The sequence below is a fragment of the Sphingomonas sp. URHD0057 genome (genome assembly GCF_000620665.1).
Classification (GTDB): domain Bacteria; phylum Pseudomonadota; class Alphaproteobacteria; order Sphingomonadales; family Sphingomonadaceae; genus Sphingomicrobium.
Map to the genome: position 1 here is coordinate 23,250 of NZ_KK211163.1, position 21,242 is coordinate 44,491.

The following is a 21,242-nucleotide window of genomic DNA, read 5'->3' on the forward strand; positions in this document are numbered from 1 at the left end:
TCGACCGGCGTCGACAGTGTGTAGCTGTACGTTCCGTTGGCGTTGAGCGTCAGCGTGCCGTGCGTGCCGACGATGACGGCAGGCGTGTAGCCCGTCGCCCCGGCGACGGCCAAGGTGCCGCCGACGGTCTCGGCCGTCGAGCTCGGATTGCTGCCGATCACCAGCGCCGCTTCGTCGACAGTCTTGGTCTGATTGTCAGGGCTCAAGTCGACGTTGTCGACGTTGATGTCGAGCGTGGTCGTCGATAGATCGCCATCGCCGTCCTTGATCGTGTAGACGAAGTGATCGACCGCGTCCGCGTCGATCGAGTCCGGGTTGACGGTGTAGGTATAGCTGCCGTCCGCGTGCAGCGTCAGGTCGCCATAGGTGCCATGGATCACCGTGTTGACGCCGCTCTGCACCGCCGTCGACGTGTCGGTGCCGGCCTTGACGCCAACGACGCCGCCACCGGAGTCGAAACCGTCGGCGCCAGGAACGTCGTTCACCAGCACGCCGCTGCCGGCGCCCACCGTCAGGGTCGCGCCTTCGGTCACCGAGTTGGTGTCGCCATGTGCGGTCGGAACGTCGTCGATGATGTTGATGGTCAGCGTGCCGTCATCGTGGTCGCCGTCCACGTCCGTAACGCGGATCGCGAAGCTGTCGGTGTCGTTGACGCCGTCAGTCGTGCTGTCCGTCAGCGTATAGGTGTACCCGATCGTGCCTGCATTCGCATCGTAGCTGGTGATCGTGATGAAGCCGTGGTCGCCGTTGAAGGTCTGACCGACGGTTCCCGTAACCGCGACGCCACCGATGGTCACCGTCGCCGGTGCATCACCCGAGGTGAAATTGATGGTTCCACTCGTGACTTCGGACTGGTCGCTTTCGTTGTTCGCATCGTCGTCGGCGATTTCGCCCGAGCCTGCCGGCAGGCCGTCGTGTGGCGGCAGTCCCTTTTCATCGACCACAGTCCCGGCGCCCTCGCTCGGAACATCGATAGTCGGCTGATGATCGGGATTGGTGATCGTCAGGGTCGCCTGCGACGTGTCGCCGTCGCCATCCGTAAGTGTGTACGTGAAGACGTCGACCGAGCCGCCCGGCGCGTTTTCGTGCAGGGTGTAGCTGTAGCTGCCGTCCGGGTTGAGCGTCAGCTGGCCGAACTCGCCATCGATGACGAACCCTCCGCTCGGATTGCTGTCGGAGTGCCCGGGGACGTTGTTGCTCGAGGCGCCGGTTACTTCGGCGCCGTCGGCACCCTTGGTGTCCGCTCCCGGCGCACCAGAGGTCGTATCCGCGCCGGTGATGACATTGCCGGTCGCGATATGAGTTGTGTTGTCCGTCGTATCGGTGTCGGCCCGCGCAGTCGGAACGTCGTCGACAATGTTGACCGACAGCGTGTCGGTGTCGGTGTCGCCGTCGGTGTCAGTCAGCACGACCGTGAAATTCTCGAACAGCGAGTTTTCGCCGTTGGCATTCGGATGAGTCTCGTTGTCGAGCAGCGTATAGGTGTACGTGATCTCGCCGGTCGCCGCGTTATAGCCGGTGAAGGTCAGTGTGTTGCCCAGCGGCGTGTCGATATGCGCACCGACTTGGAATACGCCGTTAACGACTACGTTGACGCCGCCGACCGTCAGGCTGGCGACGCCGTCCGGCGCCGAAATGTTGAAACTGCCGGCGACCGTGGTCGATTCCTTGCTCGTGTCCGAGCCGTCTTGCAGATCGTCTTCGTCGACGATCACGTCGCCGCCATTCGCCTGGGGCGTCAAATTCGTGATCTGGACCGGGCGATCGGGGTTGTTGATGGTCAGCGTCGCGGTGTCCGCATCGCCGTCGCCGTCGGTCAGCGTGTACGTGAAGACGTCGGTCGAACCGCCCGGCGCGCCTTCGTGCAGCACATAGCTGTAGCTGCCGTCCGCGTTCATGGTCAGCGTGCCGAATTGGCCGTCGACGACGAAGCCGCCGGCGGCGTCGCTATCGGAATGACCCGACACATTGTTGCTCGACAGGCCGGTCACGTGCGCGTTGTCCGCGCCCACCGTGTCGGCCCCGCTGTTGGTCGTTCCAACGGCGGTGACGACATTGCCCGCGGCCGTCCCAGTCTGGACGTCGACCGAGTCGGTGTCGTTGTTGGCGGTCGGGGTATCATCGATGATGTCGACGGTCAGCGTGGCCGTCGCGACGTCGCCGTCGCTGTCGGTCACAACCACCGAGAAATCGTCGTGATGGCCGTCGCCGCCCGGATTCGTGTTGTCCGAGATCGCGTAGGTATAGCCGATCTGGCCGTTGGCGAGATTGACGCTGGTGATGGTGAGGACGCCGAACTCACCCTGGATGGTCTGCCCGACGCTGCCGGACGTGATCTCCACCCCGTTGACGGTGACGCTGTCGAGGCCGTCCTCGGCGACGAATACGATCGTCCCCGCGGTGCTCTCGATATCGGCCCCCGCGTTCGAACCCTGAGGCTCAGCCGAACCGTCGATCGTCCGCGCGGGAAGCCCCGCTTCGCTGACCTGGTCGTGCGCGGCCACTGCGCCGGCCGGATTGTCCGGAGTCACGATGACCACCGTCGGCTCACGATCGATGAACTGGCCGACCGGTACGAAATCGGGCGGAGTATAGCCGAGCTCCGTCGGCGGAATGAGGTCACCCAGCGGAACGCCCGGATCGAGTGGCGGAACATCCACCGCGAAATTGCCGCCGCTGCTCGGCGAGTTGCCGGCCGCAGGCTGAGGTTCGGAATCGACGAGCAAAGCAGCCACGTTCGAGGCCGGCACGGCCACGTCGCCGATGCTCAGGTCGGGCACGAACACCGCGCCGTTCGGGATGACCATGTGGGTGCCGTCAGGCATGTCGATGACGAGGTCGCGACCGACGACGTGGATGTCCGACATTGCGACGCCCGCCGGCAGGTTGACGATGCCCGCATTGGCGGTGAGGACCTGGCCGATGTCGATCGTCAGCGTGCTCGAGGCGTTCGCGCCCTGCGCGTCGGCCAGCGTGTATTGAAAGACGTCACGAACGCCGTCGGGCGTGCCCGGATTGCGCACGTAATTGTAATTGCCCTGCGCATCCATCGACAGAACGCCGTACTGGCCGCTGGCCTGAAGATTGCCGCTGCCGCCGCTGCTCGCGCCACCGGCGCCATGAACTTCGACCACCGATGCGCCGCCGGCGCCTGGGGTGTCGGCACCGGACGAGCCGGTTACCGTTCCCACGCCGCTGATCGCGTTTCCGCTCGCCGGACCCATGCTTCCCGCGGGAAGAGAGTCGACATCCGGGCGGGCGATCGGCCCATTGTCAGCAGCATTCGAGCCAGCCTGCGAAGCATCATAATCGGCCATTTTTCACCTCTGTCGTCGTCCGGCCCGCGGTTGCCCCTAGGGTCCGATTGGAATCGCGTGTGAGGATTACGAGGGGGAACGCCCGCCTTTAACGAAAAGCGTTAACGCCGAGCCGCCCCTCAGCTCCCCGGAGGTCTTAAAGAGACCACTAGTTCAGGCGGTTGGCAAGACAAGGACGGGTTTTTTACGAATCGGAGCCCCGGTTCCAAAAAACATCTTGCAAGAACTAAATGGTTAACAAGACAACTTCTTCTAAGTATTAATCTTAGATAAGTCACTGACGCCAGCGAACGTCGGAGCATTATTGTCTTGTTTTTGGAAAATCCGGCCGTTCGTTGGCAGATCAAATGGAGGATTTTCGCGCTTCTCACCGCATGGCTGCTTTAACGTGGACCGTTACCGGGTTGTTAACATTTGTCACGTTCCGGACAGAACGTGCAAAGCGACGCGTGTCGCAGCGTAACGGAAAAGCGGAAAAAATTGCGCCGCCCGTGTCCCACAATGGGAACGGATCGTTTCGCCGGGCGGCTTGGCGACCGCGACTCGAAACTCGCACCGAGTCGCGTGTTCGCTAGACGCCCGTGACTCGACGTTGGGATGCCGCGGCTTCTCGCGGCCTTAGCTGCGTGGAAGATTGACGCCTTTGATGGGCGGCAGCGGGTACCCTTTGACCGTCAGGCTGTGCGAATATTGCGAACCCAGGACCAACAGGGCTCCGACGGCGATCGCGACGCCGTACGGAATTCGGTTCGCCTCGCTTCGCCTTTTGCCCTGCAGCTTGCGTTTGGCGATGTAGACGAGCGCAACCGCTCCGCCGGCAATGAAGATCGACGCGATGAGCGCGAGCGCGGCCGCGAAGTTCACCCAGAGACCGGTCGCGGCGAGCAATTTCACGTCCCCTCCGCCGAGCAGATTCGCGGAGAAGGCAAAGGTCCCAATGAACATAATCACGGCGAAGATGACCGCATTCTGCCACAGGGGCCCGCGGAACCCTTCGAAGGCCATCGCCGCAATCGCCCCGGCGATGACGACGAGGACGGTCACGTTCGAGATGCGAAGGCGCCAGATATCTTCGGCCGCCGCGGCGAGCAATGCGAGGAGAAGCAATCCGGCTAACCACATTGGCGCAAAAATGATGAGGTTCACCGGCCGCTCGCTCCTTCAAGATTGTTTGCCGCGCGCTCGTACCAGCTGCCGCTCGCCTCGAGCGCTTGGGTAAAGGCGGCGATCGCCCGCTTGCGATCACCCAGTAGCTGGGCGGCAACGCCGGCATCATTCAGGCGAGCCGCCCAATCGCGATCCGACTCTCCGGCTTGCCGACGTGGCAGCTCGGCCGCCAATGCACTTTGGGCCAGTTGCAGGTTGTTCGCGATCCGCTCGTTCCTGGGAGCGGCCCGCGCAGCGCGCTCGAACAGCGAGACGGCGCTCGCCCAATCGCCGCGCAGGATCAATGACCAGCCGCGATTATTCGCGACCTCCGACCGGTCGGGCGCCAGGGCACCCGCTTTCCCGTACGCCGCGTCGGCCTGGGGCCAATCACGATCGTAATCAGCGACCGCGCCACGCGCGTTCCAAGCGCGCCAGGTCGCGGCGGGAGACTCGACGGCACGTCCGATCAGCTCCGAAGCAAGCTTGCGGTCGCCGATCTCGATCGCCGAGATCCCCGCGCGTTCAAGGATCCGGGAATCCTTCGGCGTGACCGTCAACACTTGCTGGTAGGCCGCGAGCGCTTCCGCGAATTTTCTGGCATCGAACGCGACGTTTCCGATCGCCCGGTCCGCATCGACTTCGGATGCGCCCGCGGCAATCGCCTTCGAAATCATCAGGCGCGCCTGGTCCAGGCGACCCGCAGCTCCGGCGCGTTGAGCTTCCTCCAGCTGCGACCTTATCGCGGCGTCATCGAGAGGTGCGGCCGTGGCTGCGCTCAAGGCAACCAGGAACGGAAGGATCATCCGCGCTTCGGCAGCACCGCATTTCGCGGCGCATCGCGTCCCAGCACGACAACCAGGACATTGCTGTTGGCGACTGGTTGCGCGGGGAAGCCGAATTGCGCGGCGAGGCTTCGGCCAAGCGTCCGGCGGGCAATCGGGTAAAACACCACGCTGCGCGCGCGCGCGTCGGCGTTTCCGATCTCGATCTTGCGCCAGCCGCGGTCGAGTAGGACCGCGCGGCTCTGGGCCGCCAGCCCTTGCCGTTGGGCAGCATTGAGCACGCGAATGTTCGGGCGTGCCTGGGCCATCATGATCGGCACCCAGCGCACGGTCGTGCTGCCGCGAGTCTGCGCGACGACCTGGGCTTGCCACACCGGCCGGCCGTCTGTGACCAAGGCAACCTCGGCAAGCGAAAGCCGCTCGAGATACGGCGCGCGATTGTCGGTGATCGGCGCCTTTGCCATCTTGGGCGCCGGCGCCTCCACGGTCTCCGGTAGGAGCGGCAACTCGACACGGATCGCCGATGCCGCGCTCACCATCTGCAGTGGTCGAAGCGGCGGCAGCGCAACCGTGACCGACGAGCTCAATGTCGGCGTCGCAATGGGAACATCCGTCCGCCGTGCGAGCGTCGGCAACTCAACAGTGACGGTGGGCTGCGGTGCAACCGGCGCCTTCGCCGGCAGCTCAACGGTGACCGTGGGCCGCGGTGCAAGCTGCGGGGCTGCGGGCCGAGCGGCGGGGAGCTCGACCGTGATGCTCGACGCCAACGCCGGAGTCGCGATCGGCACATACTCGCTGACCTGCTTGGGCTGAGCCACCGGCATCGAGCTGATGACCGCGGCCGCCTCCCGGCGGGCCATGGCGGCATCGAACGCATTGCCTTGCTGATCCATCGAATCCGCGACGCCGGTCAGCAGCACCGGATCCTTGGGCGTCAGTGCAAGCGCGGCTTCGTAATTCGAACGCGCCAGATCGAACCGCCCCATCGCTTCGTAGGCGCGGGCAAGGCCGGCATAGGCGTCGGCGCTGTTGGGCTGCTCGCGCAGCGCCTTGCGGAATCCTTCGAGCGCCAGGCCGACGTTGCCGATCGCGAGCTGCCCGTTGGCGTCCGCAAGCAGCGCCGATCCCGGCCTCAGCTTGGCCGAAGCGTCGGGAATGGCGCGGATCTTCACCTCCGACGTTTGCGTCGTCGAGGCGCATCCGGCCGCGACGAGAAAGCCGGCATAAACGAGTGACGAAGTCCCCCCGCGCATGGTTAGCCTCCCCCTGCCCCTTGAAGCGCCGGCAGCACCGCGCGCGCAACGCGGATGGCGGCCGGCAACATGAGAACCCCGATCATGCACGGAAGCATGCACACGACGAGCGGAATGGAAAGCAGAACCGGCAGCCGGTGCGCTTTTTCCTCCGCCTTCATCCGCCGCCGCTCGCGCATTTCCGACGCGTAGATGCGCAGCGTCTGCGCAATCGACGAACCGAGCTTGGTCGACTGAATGAGCAGGGTCGCGAACGCCTTGATCTCGTCCGCTCCGGCGCGGTCGGCCATCCGCCGCAGCGCATCTTCGTGGCTGCGCCCGGCGCGCAGCTCGAGCACCACCGCGCCGAGCTGCTCGGACAGGCGCGGATGCGAGGTCGTCATCTCCATCCCCACGCGGGCGAACGCGGCTTCGAGGCCGAGGCCGGCCTCAACGCAGACCAGCATCAGGTCGAGCGCGTCGGGAAAGCCGTTGATGATGTCGCGCTGGCGCCGGTCGGCGCGAGCGCGGACGAAGATCGCCGGCACGTAGAGACCAAACACCGCCGCCAACACCAGCGAACCGTAAAGCTTGATGATTCCGGGGCTTGAGCCGCCGAGCCAATAGAGCACGAGCACGAGAATCGGCAGGCCGATCACCAACACCAGCCGGACCAGCGTGTAGACGCGCGGCGCGTGGGGCGCGGTGAAACCGGCCGCGATCAGCTTGCGGCGGACCGCCTGGTCCTTGGTGTCGACGAGGCTCAGCCCGCGCTTCTCGATCGCGTTGACGAGCGTCAGCCAGGCGCTCTGCACCCGGTCGGTGCGCAGCGAGGCCAGCGTCGCGGTGCCGCCGCGCATATCCGGCCCGTCGGCGAGCAGGCGGCGGCGGGTCAGTTGGCGAACGCTCATCGCGCGCGCCGAAATATAGCTTGCCGCGGCAACGCCGACGAACAGCAGGATCAGCAGCAGAACCCGCAGCGGACCATTTTCGGCGATCAGCTCGATCATCGCATCATACCTTCAAGTCGATCATCTTCCGGATCGTGAAGAAGCCGGTCAGATAAAGGATGATCAAAAACACGAAGCCCGGGACGAACCAGGGGTCGTTGGCGACGTCCAGGAAGAATGGCGGGTTCAGCAGAAACAGGCTGACGAACGCGAAGAGTGGCAGCACCGTCAGCATGACGGCGGTCATCCGGCCCTCGCTCGAAAGCGCCCTTACCTTCAGGTACATCGACTGACGCTCGCGGATGACCTGCGACAGGTTCTCCAGGATCTCGGCGAGGTTTCCGCCGGTCTCGCTCTGGACCGACAGCGAGACGACAAACATCCGCATGTCCTCGAGGTCCCAGCGCTCGGCCATGTTCTGCAGCGCGTCCTTGAGGTCGGCGCCGTAGGTCACCTCGTCGACCGCCATTCCGAACTGCGTTCCGATCGGATCCGCCATTTCGACCGTGAGCAGGTCGAGCGCGGCCGCGATCGGGTGGCCGGCCCGCAGACCACGCACGAAGACGTCGAGCGCAACCGGGAATTGCTCCTGCATCTTCTTGCGCATGCGGGTGGCTTTGAAATTGATGAACATGATCGGCAGCGCCGCCCCGAGCAGGCCCGAGAAGACCGCGCTAATGAGGACACGGCCGAAGCTGACCCCCATGCCGCTCGTGATCATCAGGACGAGCATGAGGAAGAAGATCGCCAGCGGAGCGACCAGGATCAGCAGCATCAGGCGGCTCGTCGCCACCGTGAACTGCGCCTGCATCAGCATGCGCTCGAACTTCTGCCCGATCTTGACGATCGCCGGCGGCAAGCCGCTCGGCAAGGCGCCGTCGGACCTGCGAAGCAGGTTGAGGGTTTCGCTCTGCGACTGGCCGCGGCCGATCATCTTCAGGCGAAGGTTGATCGCCTTGCCCTCGGCCCTCGAGCTCGCCAGCCACTGAACCAGGACTTCGGCGGCGAGAACGACCGCGCCGAACACGCAGACGAGGAGCAGCGGTTGGATCCAGCCGGGGTTCATTCGCCGAACTTCGCGTCAGGGCGGAACAGCTCCGCCGAAAGGGTGATGCCGTGCGCCATGACCTGGTCGAGGAAGCGGGGCCGGATGCCGGTCGCCTCGAACTTGCCCTGAACGATATTGTCCGCGCTGACGCCGGTCTGACGATAGCGGAAGATCTCCTGCATCGTGATGACTTCGCCTTCCATGCCGGTCAGCTCGGAGACGCTGACCACCTTGCGCCGGCCGTCCGCCAGTCGCGCAACCTGGACAACGACGTTGATGGCGGAGGAGATTTGCGCGCGCGCCGAACGCGGCGGGACGTCGACGCCGCTCATGCCGATCATCTGCTCGACACGGGACAAGGCATCGCGCGGCGTATTGGCGTGAACCGTGGTCATCGACCCGTCGTGACCGGTGTTCATCGCCTGAAGCATGTCGAACGCTTCGCCGGCGCGGACCTCGCCAAGGATGATTCGGTCGGGACGCATGCGAAGCGAGTTCTTGACCAGCTCGCGCTGGGTGATCTCGCCCTTGCCTTCGATGTTCGGCGGCCGGGTCTCGAGCCGGACCACGTGCTCCTGCTGAAGCTGAAGTTCGGCCGAATCCTCGATCGTCACGATCCGCTCGCGGCCGTCGATGAACGCCGACATGGCATTGAGCAGCGTCGTCTTGCCGGAGCCGGTGCCCCCTGAAATGAGGACGTTGCGGCGTGATCCGACGATCGCCCGCAGGACCTCGCTGACCTGCTCCGGAATGCTGCCGATTTCGATCAGGCGATCCATGCTGATCGGGATCCGGGCGAACTTGCGGATCGAGAGCAGCGAGCCGTCGAGCGCCAGCGGCGGCACGACCGCGTTGACGCGGCTGCCGTCGGCCAGGCGGGCATCGACCATCGGCGAGGATTCATCGATGCGCCGTCCCACGGCCGAGACGATTTTCTGGATAATTCGAAGCAGGTGCCGCTCATCCTTGAAGCGTGCCGCGCTCGGCTCGAGCACGCCGTACCGCTCGACGAACACATTGTCGCACCCGTTCACCAGGATGTCGGTGATGGTCGGATCCTTGAGCAGCGGCTCGAGTGGGCCGAGGCCGAGCAATTCGTGGAGAACGTCTCCGACCAGCGCCTTGCGCTCGGCATGGTTGAGCGCGTGATTCTGCTTGGCGAGCTCCTCGGCAACGATATCGCCGACTTCTTCCTCGATCTGCTCGCGCGACATTTTGTCGAGCGCCTGCAGATTGATGAGATCGAGCAACCGCTGGTGGAGCTCGACCTTGAGGTCGGTGTGCTTGTCGCGCTTGGCGAACGCGCCGGCGTCGCCAATCGTGACCAGCCGATGCTCTTCGCGATTCTTCTCGCGCTGCTGCTCGACCGGTTCAGCCGCGCTTTTACGAATTTGCCACATGCTAACGCTCCAAACCCAGGCCGGCAGCGATGCCGCGATCAAGCTGCTCGAGATCCTTTGCAACCGCGCTCTTGCGCTTCAATTCATTGATCGAAACGCCGCGATCGATGGCGGAGCGAACCAGCGCGAAATCGTTTGCAACCGTATAAGCGATGTCGCGGCCGAGCGCCGCGCTGACATCCGAAGGCCGGATGGTCCGCGCCTGGCTTTTTTCATAGCGATTGACGACCACGCGAATATCGAGGCCGCCCAGGCCCTGCGATTGAAGCAGGTCGAGTTGCCGCTTTGCGCGGTTGAGGCCGGCGACCGAAAGCTCGGTGATCAGCAGGACCAGGTTCGAACGAGCAACCAGCGACAGCGACCAGTTCGTCCAATTGGTCGGCAGGTCGATGAACGTCGTGCCGAATTCCTTGGTCGCCTGCTCGACGATCTGCAGCATGTGATCGCTCGAAACGCCTTCGAGCGGCGCCATTTCGGGTGGCGCGGGAATGACTTTGAGCCCGCTTGAGTGTTCGCTCGTCGTCGCGCGGATCAGCGAGCCATCAAGGCGCGCGCCGCCCGCTTCCAGAAGATCGGTCAAAGAGAGCCGCGGCCGCAGGCCCAGCTGGAAAGCGACGTCGCCGAACTGCACGTCGAGGTCGATCAGGCAGGCCTCGCGGTCGTGCTTCGCTTCGCTCGCCGCATAGAGCACCGCCATCTGCGTCAGCAGCGCGGTTGCGCCGACTCCACCAACGCTCTTCACCACGCTGACCAGCTTGCCCGTGCGCACTTTGCCCGAAGCGTCGGCGACGGCCGTCGGCGCGGGCAAGGATTGGATCGCGGCTTCCAGGTCCTCCATGTCGAGCGGAAGCCCGACGACGTCGTGAGCGCCGGCGCGGATCAGCGACCGCACCAAGGCAAGTGGCGGTTCGTAAGCCGCGGCGATCAGCGGCGTTTCCACCGAGTCCGCGAGCTTCTGAAAGCGCTTGATCGAGGCGGGCGTGTCGGGATCGACCTGGACCACCGCCGCAACTGCGCCGGAAACCTCCTCGGCATCGATCCAGTCGGTGACCGGAGAAATGCAGAGATTGAGCGGATAGCCGGAGACCCGCGTGCCGGCCAGCGCACCCGCGTCGCCGTCCACCCCGCTTACGTAGAGCAGGATCGAGGCCTCGGGCGTATTGGCGCGCCAGGTCTTCGCGGTTTCGTTCGGGCTGATCACGCTCACTATCGCTTCCTCAATTCGACACCGTCCCGACCGCGTCCTCTGCAGTTAGAGTGGTCGCGAACTCGGGCATGTTGACGTTGGCCAAGAGAAAGCTGGAAATAGGAGTAAATTTAAGACCGATGAGTCTAACTGTCACAAGCGGGGACAGGTCCATTCCGCCTGGATCGCCCGCGTAGCCCACCCCTGATCCGCGATATTCCACCCTCACATTCGCATCGCCAATTCCTGGGTACGTGCTCTGCATCTTGTATAGGATCGAGTTCCAGCCGTTGGCATTGATCGGCGTCAGCGTCATACCGGCGGGAACTGGGCTGCAAGCCAACGTGCCGCTGGGCTTGCTGCAGGTGACCGTCGGCAGCGCGGATGCTGGAATGACGTCACCTTGTGTCAGGACAACGCCATTGACCGTCTCGCCAACGAAGCTCTTCGCCGCCAATCCACTTGGGATGATCTGGGTGACGGCGGCGACCCGCGCACCAGCCTGCGTCGCCTTGCTGGCCATGTTGTAATAAAACATCCACCGCCCGCAATCGATCACCCCGAACAGCATCAGGATCAAGAACGGCAGGACAAGCGCGAACTCGACCGCGCCGCCACCGCGATCGTCGCCCAGGAAAGATTTGCAGATAATCATACCCCGGTCACCGCGGCTTGATCGACGGCGTCCAAGTAAAATCCACTTCCGGTGAAACCGAACAGACCAAGGATCGGCTTGTATTTAATACGAGCATAGACCTGAACGGCTGGTGCGACATTCGCGGTCCCTGTGGTGTTACCCAGGTAAATGCCACCCAGAGTCGTGCCACCCGCCGCTGTAGAGCAGGTCATTTGGACCGAAAAATAGGTCGAAGCGTCGGTCCAATTGGACAGCAGATCGGGATCGGAGCTGCTCAGCGTGCCCTTTCTGACCAGCAATTTGGTATTGTCCGACACTGCGGTGGGCACGCTCGCCGCGGTTCCGTTGCATCCCGAATAGCTGGCGAAAGGCTGTCGCGCTGCGTAGCGAGCTCCGTCGCGGACCGCCTTCAGCAGTGTGTGCTCGTTGAGCATGTAATTGCCGAGCTCGACCGAGCCGAACATGATCACCAGCAGAAGCGGCAGCACCAACACCATCTCGGCCGCCGCAGCTCCGCGCGTGTCCCGCAACAGGTAAAGGAGCGTGGTTTTGGTCATCGGATCAGGAACGGCTTATTCCGTTCAATGACCTGGTTCGCCGACGATGCATTGGTTGTGCCAATAATCTCGACGTAGACGTCCTTTTGGTTAGTGAACTTGTGGGAGCCTTGTCCCCGAGGCCAAGCCGGTTCGATCAGAAACATGTCAAGCCAAGTCGGAACCGGAACATCACTCGTCTTGCCGTGCACATCTAAGGCCCGACAATTGAGAACTGCAGCTGCGATCCGCCGCCGATCGGGTTGCGACGTCGAAGCAGCCACGCCGGTCCGACCGGTTGCCGGGTATGAAAATGATCCCTCATTGCCCTTGATCAGTGGGGCATCGATTCCGACGGCTTTTCCTGCGACCGTCATGCTTCGGTGCGTCAGTTCCCACGAATAGACATCCCAGCGCGAGGCAGTGGCTGGCAGTCCGGTCAGAGTTTGCCAATCGGTCGTGCCGTTATAGTTGATCCGGAAGTACGCAGCGCGATCCCAGTTGCCGTCCCCTTTTACTCCGCAGCTCTGGAGGCCGATCTCACGAGCGTGACACAGATCGTGTGGGTAACCAATGAAGTCCGGATCTTCGCTGCCATCTGATTTAAGAGGCGACTCCGTGATCGGTTCGTAGGGTTTGCCCGCTTCGTTCCAATTATCATTAGTGCAACCGTTGCCCGCCCCATTAGGCTTGCAAACCAAATCCTTGCGAGTGTTGGTTGAGGGCGAGCAAGTGCCACCATACTGTGAGGGGCAAGTGTTGTTGCCATTTTGATAAACGTCGAATCTGGTGTTTAGCGCGTTCAGCACGCTCGTATCCATGCCCGTTTTGGTAGTTACCCCCGTAATCGCCTGACATTCGCCGAGCGGTGTGTTGTATCCGAGTTCACCAGCGAGCGCCGGTGCGCCATTACCTATCGCGGCTTCAAGCCAACCAAAATTGCCGGGCACGGTGGCATCGCCTGTCACCAAGCGAAGTCCCTGACCGCGAACGGGATTGTAGGCGAGGTCTTCGTTGGTGTTTCCCAGCGGCTCATCCGGATTGCACAGCATTACCGGCGGCGTCTTGCAGATGGCATTGCCTACACTTGCCGTGGCGTTGGCGGTGGACGACCCGGAAATCGCGCCGACGATCGGCGTCAGCGCATATCTCGCGGTACGCGATCCGATGGTTACCTTGACCACCTTGGCGCTCGCGTCCGCGCCCGCCGCTCCCGGCGTGACCACCGTCCCGTAGGAATCCGGGACCGACGTCTGGTTGTAGCTCGCGTAGAAAGTGAAGGTCATGCCGCCGACTGCGCTGCCGCCGCCGTCATCCGCGAACTTGGTGACGTTGGTGATCATCGATTGCGCTGCAGCCTGAGCGCGCGTGATGGCGCCCGCCTTGCCGTCGAGCTGTGTCGCCGCCGCCAGGGCCGCCTGGTCTGCGGCTTGCTGGAGCTCGGTATCCATCGACGCCAGCTGGGCGTAATCGAAGGCAACGCCGCCCGCCGCGATCAGGGCGACGAGCGACAGCGCGACGGTCGGCGCAACCGAGCCTTCGCTATTTCTCCATAGACTTCGGACCGAGCGTCTCATCGAGCGTCATCCTCAGCGCGGCGTGCTTCCGGACGAGCCCGAAGTGCCCGTCGTCTGCATCGTCTCCAGCTTCTTCACCTGGTCGGTGCGGTAGCGCTTGACCGCCTGCGCACCCTTGTCCCCATTTTCGCCCGGCTGCGCCCCGCCCTCGGCATAGACCGGGGCCGGATTGATGATCTGCAGCGCGGCATCGTATTTGGCCGCCTCGCCGAAGCCGGGATCGTCCTGGCCGATGTTCTTGTGGACGGTGTTGCACCCGCCGAGCGCGACCGCGGTCGCGGCAGTCGCGGCAATCAGCAAAAGCCTAGAGGACATGGCCGTAATCCTTTTCGAAGCCGTGCGGCTGCTTCGCCAGCGCCATCCCGCCTGGCGGCGGCAAAACCGGACCCGGAACCGGCTGGACGAACGGCGTCGCCGCCGGCGGGACGCCGGTGTCGGTGCGGCCGTTGAGGAACAGGTCCGCCTCGTTGGGCGGGCCGACGCGGTCGGTCGGCGCCTTGAGCGTCCCCGCCGGCACCGGCCGGACCAGCCGCGGAGTGACGATGATCACCAGCTCGGTCTGGTCGTTCTGGAACCCGCTCGAGCGGAACAGCGTCCCGATGATCGGCAGCGATCCGAGCAGGGGGACCTGCCGTACGGTGTCCTGAAAGTCCTTGCGGATGAGGCCGGCGAGGGCGAAGCTTTCGCCGTCGCGCATCTCGACCACGGTCCGCGCCCGCCGCGTCTGCAGGCCCGGAATGGTGAGGTTGTTGATGACGATCGAGGCGGTCGGGTCGATCGAGCTCACCTCGGGCTGGACGACGAGGTTGATGACACCGTCCGCCAGCACCGTCGGCGTAAACGCCAAACTCACCCCGAACGGTTTCCATTCGACGGTTAGGGCGTTGTTGTTTCCACCCCCAGTACCACCACCACCCGACTGGACGACCGGCACCGGGAACTCGCCGCCGGCGAGGAAGCTCGCGGTCTCGCCCGACAGAGCGACCAGGGTCGGCTCGGCAAGCGTGGTGATCGCGCCCTTCTTCTCGAGCGCGTCGAGGGTGACGTTGAAGTTCTCGCCCAAGCCGCGGAAGGTCCGCGAGATGATACCGAAGCTGCCGGTGATCGCATCGAGCTTGACCACGCCGGCGCCGGTGTCGGGATCCGGAACCAGGCTGGCGCCGCCGCCGCTCGCGCCCTGGAGCTTGCCGGCATCGCTGCCGACGAACCAGCTGAGGCCGATCTGCTTCAACGCCGAGCGCTTGACCTCGGCAAAGCGGACCTCGAGCATCACCTGCTGCGCGGAACCGATGCCGAGCAGATTGACGACCTTGCCCGGAGCATAGGTCTCGGCGACCTGGACCGCGCGGTCGGCGTAAACCGAATTGGGCACGATGCCCTCGAGGATGACCGAGTCATTGGACATGCGCGCGGTGATCTCGGTCCCCGGAACCACTTCCGAAAGCTGGCGCTTGAGCGTGGTCACGTCGGGGCCGACGACGACGTCGACGACGGCGATCAGATTGCTCGAACGGTCGTAGAGCGTGAGGCTAGTGGTGCCGGTCTTCTTGCCCAGCACATAGACCGAGGTCGACGTGATGGGGACGATGTCCGCGATCGCATCGTTGCCGATCAGCGCCTTGGCATAGGGCCGGTCGACCCGAACCACCTGGCTCTTGTTGACCGGAACGTCGAGCTCGCCGGCCTGGACGCCGGTGGCGATGCTGACCTGCGCAACTGCCGGCTGGGCGACGGCGAGCGCCGCCCCGGCCACCGCGAGCAACGCGGCCCGTTTCATGATCCTAGCGGCCATAATCCCCCACCTTCACCTGGTCGCTCTTGACCCCGCGATAGACTTCCACCTGATGCGACGGCGAAGCGGCGGCCTTGCGCGCGCCACCGCTGCTCGAGCGGTGCGCCGACCCGCCGGGCCCCCGCGACGTTTCGCCGACGATCTGCGCGCCCGCGCGGCCCATGGCCGTGCTGATCCCACTGGCAACCGCCCCCATCCCGAACGCACCGACCGACGCCGGCGCCGGATAGCGCGCGCCGCCGTACATGTTGTAGCGCAGATCATTCATGCTGACGGTCTCGACGACCGGATTGTTCACTTCGCCCGGCTTGCGCAGGACGAGGCTCAAGCTTCCAGCCTCCTGGGCCAGCGCAAGCTTTTGCGAATCAATCGGGCTAACTTCCAGCGTCGCGGTCCGCGCGACGGCCGGAGTGCCGTCCGAATTCTTCGCGTTCTGGTCGATGGCTATGACGCGGACGTTCTGCAGGAGCACGTCGGTCAGCTGGGTGCTGCGGTCGGCGCCCTGGACAGTGCGCGTGATCAACACGTCGACGCTGTCGTTGGGCTGGACGAAGCCGGCGACGCCCGAGACGTCATTGATGCGCACGGTCGCGGCGCGCATGCCCGCGGGCAGCAGAGCGGCGATCGAGGCACCCTGGCCCACGCCCGTGATCTTGTTGGCGAGGATCGGCTCATTCACGCCGATCGGCAGCAAAGCGATACGCGGCTTCTGGCCCGCAGGCACGAGCAAAGCCGCGTTGGTGAATGCGCCAGCCGGGATGCTGGTGTTGGGAAATTCGACGAACCGGATCTTGTCCGGCGTGATGTCGCTGCCGTAAGCGAGTGGCATTGCGGCGACGGCGACCTTGGTGGTGCCGGCCAGCTGCGCGCGTTGCTGCGTACCATTGAGATAAGAGTTCGCGAGAAACACCGCGACCAGCCCCAAAAGCAGCGCTACCCCAAGCGCGATCATCGATTGACGTGACATCAGTCGTTACCCCCCGCGGGCATACTAACGCAAATTTACGGCCCGCATAAGCACTTAGTTAATTAACACAGATTCGCGCAGGTCGCGATCACCGTTCCGGTCTGACCAAGAGCATTGCTGATGGAGTCGGCCAAGGACACGGCTGCGAAGGCAATTCCTGCCCCGATGATTGCCAGAATGAGTGCATATTCCGCCGCGGACGCTCCAGTGCAGTTTCGCAACAGTTTGATTGGAAACCACATCGGCAACCTCCAGCGGAGGAAAAAAAAGGGCAGGCTGGCATAACCAGCCTGCCCCTCATTGCATTAGCAGCCGACCGGAGTGACCGACGGCGTGCTCGTGGTGCAGGTCGCGATCTTATTGCCAACGCTGCCCATGGCGTTCGAAATATTCTTGCCAAGAGTCCAGGCAGCAATCGCAATGCCCGCGCCGACGATGGCGAGGATCAGCGCGTATTCGGCGGCCGAGGCACCCGAATCGTCATTCAGCATGTTAATGAATTTCGTCACAATGTTTTCCTTCCCCGAAAAATCCCGCACCCCTTTTGCCCGGCGCGGGTGTCACAAACGAAAGAAGGGGCAGGCCGACGAATCGGCCTGCCCCATTAGATTTAGCAGCCGACCGGAGTGACCGACGGCGTGCTCGTGGTGCAGGTCGCGATCTTGGTGCCAACGCTATCCATGGCGTTCGAGATGTTCTTGCCAAGAGTCCAGGCAGCAATCGCAATGCCCGCGCCGACGATGGCGAGGATGAGGGCGTATTCGGCGGCCGAGGCACCCGAATCGTCCTTCATCAGGTTGATGAACTTAGTCATTGTCATTCCTTCCCTCATGTACCCGCGCCACTAGTTGCCCGGCGCGGACTCCAAAGCCTTCGCGTCGATGGGAGAAGGAAAGCGATGCTCCCCAGTCGTGGCCGCGTGGAACCGAGTAAATGGTGCGGCCGCGCCGTTGCCCCCGAGCGCTCAGCCCCCGCTGGCTGCGCCCGTGTTAATACCTTGTCAACCAAAGTTTATTATCCATCGTTAACCCATAGTCTGTCAGCCGACATTAGTAAGTAGCTGAGATTAAACGTTATTTGTGAATTAACGTGGCTCTTCGGTGAGCCAGAGCAGGCACATTGTGTGCCAAAATTGGACGGGGTGTCCCCGCAGCGACACGAGTTTTCCACAGCTCAAAGCGTGGATTTCGTTGCGCTTTCGTGACGAACCACGCGACTCGGCGCGGAGCGTTCCGTTGAAGATGACAGAAGTAGGAAGCTTGCTAAGGTGAGGAGATGCAGCGGGGGACGATCGACCGACCGTGGTTCGATAATCGCACATTTCTGTTGCTAATTGCGCTGCTCAGCACCGCCCCGCTCCTATGGCCGCATATACCACCCCTAGTCGACCTCCCCGGACACATCGGAAGGTACCGAATCCAACTCGACCAAGGCGCGCCGTCCGAGTTGCATAAGTACTTTTCATTTCAATGGGCATTGATCGGCAATCTGGGTGTCGACCTACTCGTCATCCCGGCCGCCGCTGCGTTCGGGCTCGAAGCAGGGTCCAAACTCATCGTCATCCTGATCGCACCGCTAACGGTGCTGGGCATTTTTTGGACCGCACGCGAGGTTCACGGCCGCGTCCCCCCGACGACGCTCTTCGCGGTGCCGTTCGTGTACGGATTACCGTTCAACTATGGTTTCGTGAACTTCTCGCTGTCGATGGCGCTGGCCCTCCTGGCCTTCGCGCTTTGGTTGAGGCTGGAACGGACTTCGGCCGCAAGGCCAAGGGCTGCGCTTTTCGTTCCCATCTCCTGCCTCGTCTGGCTCGCGCATGCTTTCGGATGGGGCGTCTTAGCCTTGATGGTCTGGTCTTCAGAACTGGTGAGGCTGCGGGATCAAGGAAGAACTTGGCTGAACGCGGCCGGTGGCGCTTCGATATCGAGTCTGCCACTCGGAGTTCCACTGTTGCTGATGATTGCATGGCGCGCCGGCCATGCGGGCGCGATCACCACGGGCTTCTTCAACCTGCATTGGAAAGTCTTCTACCTAATCGCTTCGTTGGAAGACCGGTGGCTTCTGATCGACGCGGTTTCCGTCGCGGCCGTCATCGTTTTGATCAGCGCGGCGATTTTCGATCGTCAACTCCAGCTATCACGTCGGTTGGCGATTCCGGCGTCCGTGCTTCTAATCATCTTCCTATTGCTTCCGGTAAGGATGTTCGGGTCGGTCTACGCGGATGCTCGACTTGCGCCCTTCATTTTGATCCTGGCGGTCGTCGCAGTTCGCTTCAGGGATCGAACGCCCAGCCGGACCCAGAACCGCCTTGCGCTCGTGGCCTGTTTGTTTGTCGGCTTCCGGCTCATCGCTAATACCGTCAGTTTCGCAATGGCAGACGCCGAATGGGGCAGGCAATTGCGAGCTCTCGATCACATTCCGGAAGGCGCACGGGTCTTATCACTCGTGGGCCTTTCGTGCGATGCAGTATGGCCCCTGCCTCGGCATAGCCAACTTGGCGCATTCGTGATTTTCAGGAAGAACGGCTTTGCTAACGAGCAGTGGCAAATACCGGGCGCTCAATTGATCCGCGTCCACGATCCTGAGGCCGAACCGTTTTTGATCGAACCTTCCGAGGCGACATACGCGGAGAGCTGCGTCTTGAGAGCCCGAGAGCTGCAGAATGGCCCTAAGCTAAGGACGGCTGACCAGGCCCTCGAGCAGTTTCCGCGACACGCTTTTGATTTTGTCTGGTTGGTGGAGCCCAACGGCTTCACAGATCGGCCGAGGCAGGGACTGAAGTTGCTTTGGGCTGATGAAGACAGCCGGCTCTATCGGGTGACGGGCGGCTGAATTACGCAGGAATGCGGTGGCGATAGGTGACGTTCACTCGCGTCGAGAGCAGCAAATAGGGCAGCCACAGCGCCATGCTGATCAGCACCTTTTTGATGTTGCCGGACAGGATTGTCTGAAGCGCGTCGGCGACGCCGCCCGGAACGGAACCCGTGCCCATCACCAGATGCGCCGTTGTTAGCTGCATCGCGAGGTCGCACAGCCAGATCGCCACTAGCAACCGCGGGAAGAGCGGAGCGCGCCGCAGGGCGGCGACGAAGGCGATCATGTAGAGACTGCTGAACAGGACCGCATCGAAAGTCATCGCGAAGTGCAGGGCCGACAGCCAGGGTGGGGTCGCAGTAGGAAGCGGCGGGATCGCAACCAGATATTCGAGAACGCGCATCGGCACGTTGAGCATCATGCCAACGAGCAGCGAGACCATGATTCCGCTGGTGCCGTAGAGACGGTGGCGCTTGGCCTGGCTCAGGGTCAGCTGGTGCCATTTCCCGAACGACGCCAGGCGGATCGACGGTTGCGGCTGGCGATCGCCATCGGCGAACCAGCGGAGCGCGAGCAGGGTCGAGGCGAAGGGCGCGACGATCAGCAGCATATAGGAGAAGAAGGTTGCGAAGCTGGCGATCGGGAGCACCGGTGCGCTGAACGATAGCCGCGCCGTCGCGATCAGGCCGCTGGCGAGCAGCCAGTAGATGAGGATCCGATCGAGCCGCGTGTCGAGCGAAACAAGCAAAGCGGCGGACCGCGCGTGCATCCTGTTAGTAAACCGTTCGAGCATCGGGCGTCCGTTCTCCATGTCTTCGCCCTAGCCCGATCACGCTTGCGATATCGTAAATGATCGGTGTTAGCTCATTGTTCCTAGAACAGACTGCTTCTGAGAGGCGCTGAGTTGGTTCATTGGTGACCTGCCGTTAGGAAGCTTGGGGGGAGGGCTTGCGTGTGTTGGCTGGGCTGCGCCAGGGTTATACGCCTGGACGTGCGTTTGAGCGTAAAGCGCGCAATATATATCTGTTTGTCGTTGTGGAATTGGCAGTGGCCGCAGCGATATACCGGGCTCTCGGTCTGTCATTCTCCAATATCTCGCTGGCTCTTCCGTCAGGCGCTGCGTTCCTGTTCCTGACATCTGCGTGGCTGGGTCGCCGCGCGGGTTTCACTAGGGTCGCCACGTGGCTGGAAGCGACCGCCTTACTATTTATTCAGGCGGCCGCGGGCTGGGCACTATTTTTCCCAGCTACTGTATGGGCCTTACCCTATGCAGATCGCTGGCTCTCAGCTGCGGACCAAGCCGTCGGATTTGACTTTCCATCCCTCTACCGCGCCGTCCGCAATTGGCCTTTTCGAACGATTTATCACTCATTCGATTGGCAGCCTCCCTTGATTATTCTCATACTCGTTCTCGCTCGACGAGATGTCTGGACCTTTGTCCTCGCCATCGCTGTGTCCCTTGTGATGACGGCGGTGGTTTATCCGTTTGCTCCGGCTATCGGACCAGTGGGCTACTACGGACTAGGGCCGGTCGGCTCTTGGACTCATATGATCGACGCAATGCGAGACCATGGTGTCAGAGTGATTTCACCCAAAATGATGGTCGGGATGGTTTCGCTGCCAAGTTATCACACCGCAATTGGGGTCATTTGTGTTTGGGCAACCTGGCCCCTTCGTATCCTTCGATGGCCGTTCGTGGCAATCAACGCGGCGATGATCTTTTCTACGATCCCTTATGGCCAACATTATCTGATTGATCTGATTGCGGGCGGGGCTGTCGCGGTCGTAGCCATCATCATAGCCAAACGCCTTGAGGTCAACGACCCGCAGCCGTCTACCGCTGGTTCTTAAGCGT

Annotated in this window: 19 protein-coding genes; 2 read left to right on the plus strand and 17 right to left on the minus strand. The window is 62.9% G+C overall.

Features of this window, described 5'->3' with window-relative positions:
* The 16 genes from N539_RS18875 to N539_RS0114495 form a co-directional block, all read right to left on the minus strand.
* On the minus strand, positions 1-3,317 hold a 3,317-nt coding region (locus tag N539_RS18875), incomplete at its 3' end, for a beta strand repeat-containing protein (RefSeq protein ID WP_197018444.1).
* A gap of 618 nt (positions 3,318-3,935) precedes the next feature.
* On the minus strand, positions 3,936-4,463 hold the full coding sequence (locus N539_RS0114420) for an A24 family peptidase (RefSeq protein WP_028970831.1): 528 nt from the start codon (positions 4,461-4,463) through the stop codon (positions 3,936-3,938).
* The gene (locus N539_RS0114425) at positions 4,460-5,269 is read right to left on the minus strand and encodes a tetratricopeptide repeat protein (protein ID WP_028970832.1); all 810 of its coding nucleotides are present in this window, start codon (positions 5,267-5,269) and stop codon (positions 4,460-4,462) included. The genes N539_RS0114420 and N539_RS0114425 overlap by 4 nt, the downstream gene beginning before the upstream one ends.
* Complete coding sequence (locus tag N539_RS18015; RefSeq protein ID WP_051531884.1) at positions 5,266-6,501, minus strand: LytR C-terminal domain-containing protein; 1,236 nt, start codon at positions 6,499-6,501, stop codon at positions 5,266-5,268. Before N539_RS18015 ends, N539_RS0114425 begins: the two co-directional genes overlap by 4 nt.
* A gap of 2 nt (positions 6,502-6,503) precedes the next feature.
* Positions 6,504-7,490 carry a type II secretion system F family protein gene (locus N539_RS0114435; protein ID WP_028970833.1) on the minus strand — a complete coding sequence of 329 codons (987 nt, stop codon included), beginning with the start codon at positions 7,488-7,490 and terminating at the stop codon, positions 6,504-6,506.
* Between the two features lie 4 nt (positions 7,491-7,494).
* Positions 7,495-8,496: a type II secretion system F family protein gene (locus N539_RS0114440; RefSeq protein ID WP_028970834.1), complete on the minus strand. Its 1,002-nt coding sequence runs from the start codon at positions 8,494-8,496 to the stop codon at positions 7,495-7,497.
* On the minus strand, positions 8,493-9,878 hold the full coding sequence (locus N539_RS0114445; RefSeq protein WP_028970835.1) for a CpaF family protein: 1,386 nt from the start codon (positions 9,876-9,878) through the stop codon (positions 8,493-8,495). The genes N539_RS0114440 and N539_RS0114445 overlap by 4 nt, the downstream gene beginning before the upstream one ends.
* 1 nt (position 9,879) lies before the next feature.
* Positions 9,880-11,085, minus strand: a complete 1,206-nt coding sequence (locus tag N539_RS17410) for an AAA family ATPase (protein ID WP_156030042.1) — start codon at positions 11,083-11,085, stop codon at positions 9,880-9,882.
* A 10-nt stretch (positions 11,086-11,095) separates the two neighbouring features.
* Positions 11,096-11,719: a TadE/TadG family type IV pilus assembly protein gene (locus tag N539_RS0114455; protein WP_037553023.1), complete on the minus strand. Its 624-nt coding sequence runs from the start codon at positions 11,717-11,719 to the stop codon at positions 11,096-11,098.
* Complete coding sequence (locus tag N539_RS0114460; protein ID WP_028970837.1) at positions 11,716-12,258, minus strand: TadE/TadG family type IV pilus assembly protein; 543 nt, start codon at positions 12,256-12,258, stop codon at positions 11,716-11,718. Before N539_RS0114460 ends, N539_RS0114455 begins: the two co-directional genes overlap by 4 nt.
* Positions 12,255-13,814 (minus strand): pilus assembly protein TadG-related protein, encoded by a 1,560-nt coding sequence (locus tag N539_RS0114465; RefSeq protein WP_028970838.1) that lies wholly within the window; start codon positions 13,812-13,814, stop codon positions 12,255-12,257. Before N539_RS0114465 ends, N539_RS0114460 begins: the two co-directional genes overlap by 4 nt.
* 12 nt (positions 13,815-13,826) lie before the next feature.
* Positions 13,827-14,129, minus strand: coding sequence for a hypothetical protein (locus N539_RS17415; RefSeq protein WP_231463139.1), 303 nt, complete (start codon positions 14,127-14,129; stop codon positions 13,827-13,829).
* Complete coding sequence (locus tag N539_RS17420) at positions 14,119-15,606, minus strand: type II and III secretion system protein family protein (protein ID WP_051531886.1); 1,488 nt, start codon at positions 15,604-15,606, stop codon at positions 14,119-14,121. Before N539_RS17420 ends, N539_RS17415 begins: the two co-directional genes overlap by 11 nt.
* Positions 15,596-16,573, minus strand: coding sequence for a Flp pilus assembly protein CpaB (cpaB, locus tag N539_RS17425; RefSeq protein ID WP_051531887.1), 978 nt, complete (start codon positions 16,571-16,573; stop codon positions 15,596-15,598). The genes N539_RS17420 and cpaB overlap by 11 nt, the downstream gene beginning before the upstream one ends.
* Before the next feature lie 305 nt (positions 16,574-16,878).
* Positions 16,879-17,082, minus strand: a complete 204-nt coding sequence (locus N539_RS0114490) for a Flp family type IVb pilin (RefSeq protein WP_231463143.1) — start codon at positions 17,080-17,082, stop codon at positions 16,879-16,881.
* A gap of 101 nt (positions 17,083-17,183) precedes the next feature.
* A complete protein-coding gene (locus tag N539_RS0114495) occupies positions 17,184-17,387 on the minus strand; it encodes a Flp family type IVb pilin (RefSeq protein ID WP_028970840.1) in 204 nt (67 codons plus the stop codon).
* 662 nt (positions 17,388-18,049) lie between these two features.
* Here N539_RS0114495 and N539_RS17430 point away from each other — a divergent pair.
* Positions 18,050-19,405 (plus strand): hypothetical protein, encoded by a 1,356-nt coding sequence (locus N539_RS17430; RefSeq protein WP_156030045.1) that lies wholly within the window; start codon positions 18,050-18,052, stop codon positions 19,403-19,405.
* A 1-nt stretch (position 19,406) separates the two neighbouring features.
* Here the strand turns inward: N539_RS17430 and N539_RS0114505 are convergent, their stop codons facing one another.
* On the minus strand, positions 19,407-20,198 hold the full coding sequence (locus N539_RS0114505) for a DUF2569 family protein (RefSeq protein WP_051531889.1): 792 nt from the start codon (positions 20,196-20,198) through the stop codon (positions 19,407-19,409).
* A 146-nt stretch (positions 20,199-20,344) separates the two neighbouring features.
* On the opposite strand from N539_RS0114505, the gene N539_RS0114510 reads away from it, so the two are divergent.
* Positions 20,345-21,238, plus strand: coding sequence for a phosphatase PAP2 family protein (locus N539_RS0114510; RefSeq protein ID WP_197018445.1), 894 nt, complete (start codon positions 20,345-20,347; stop codon positions 21,236-21,238).
* The last annotated feature ends 4 nt before the right edge of the window (positions 21,239-21,242 follow it).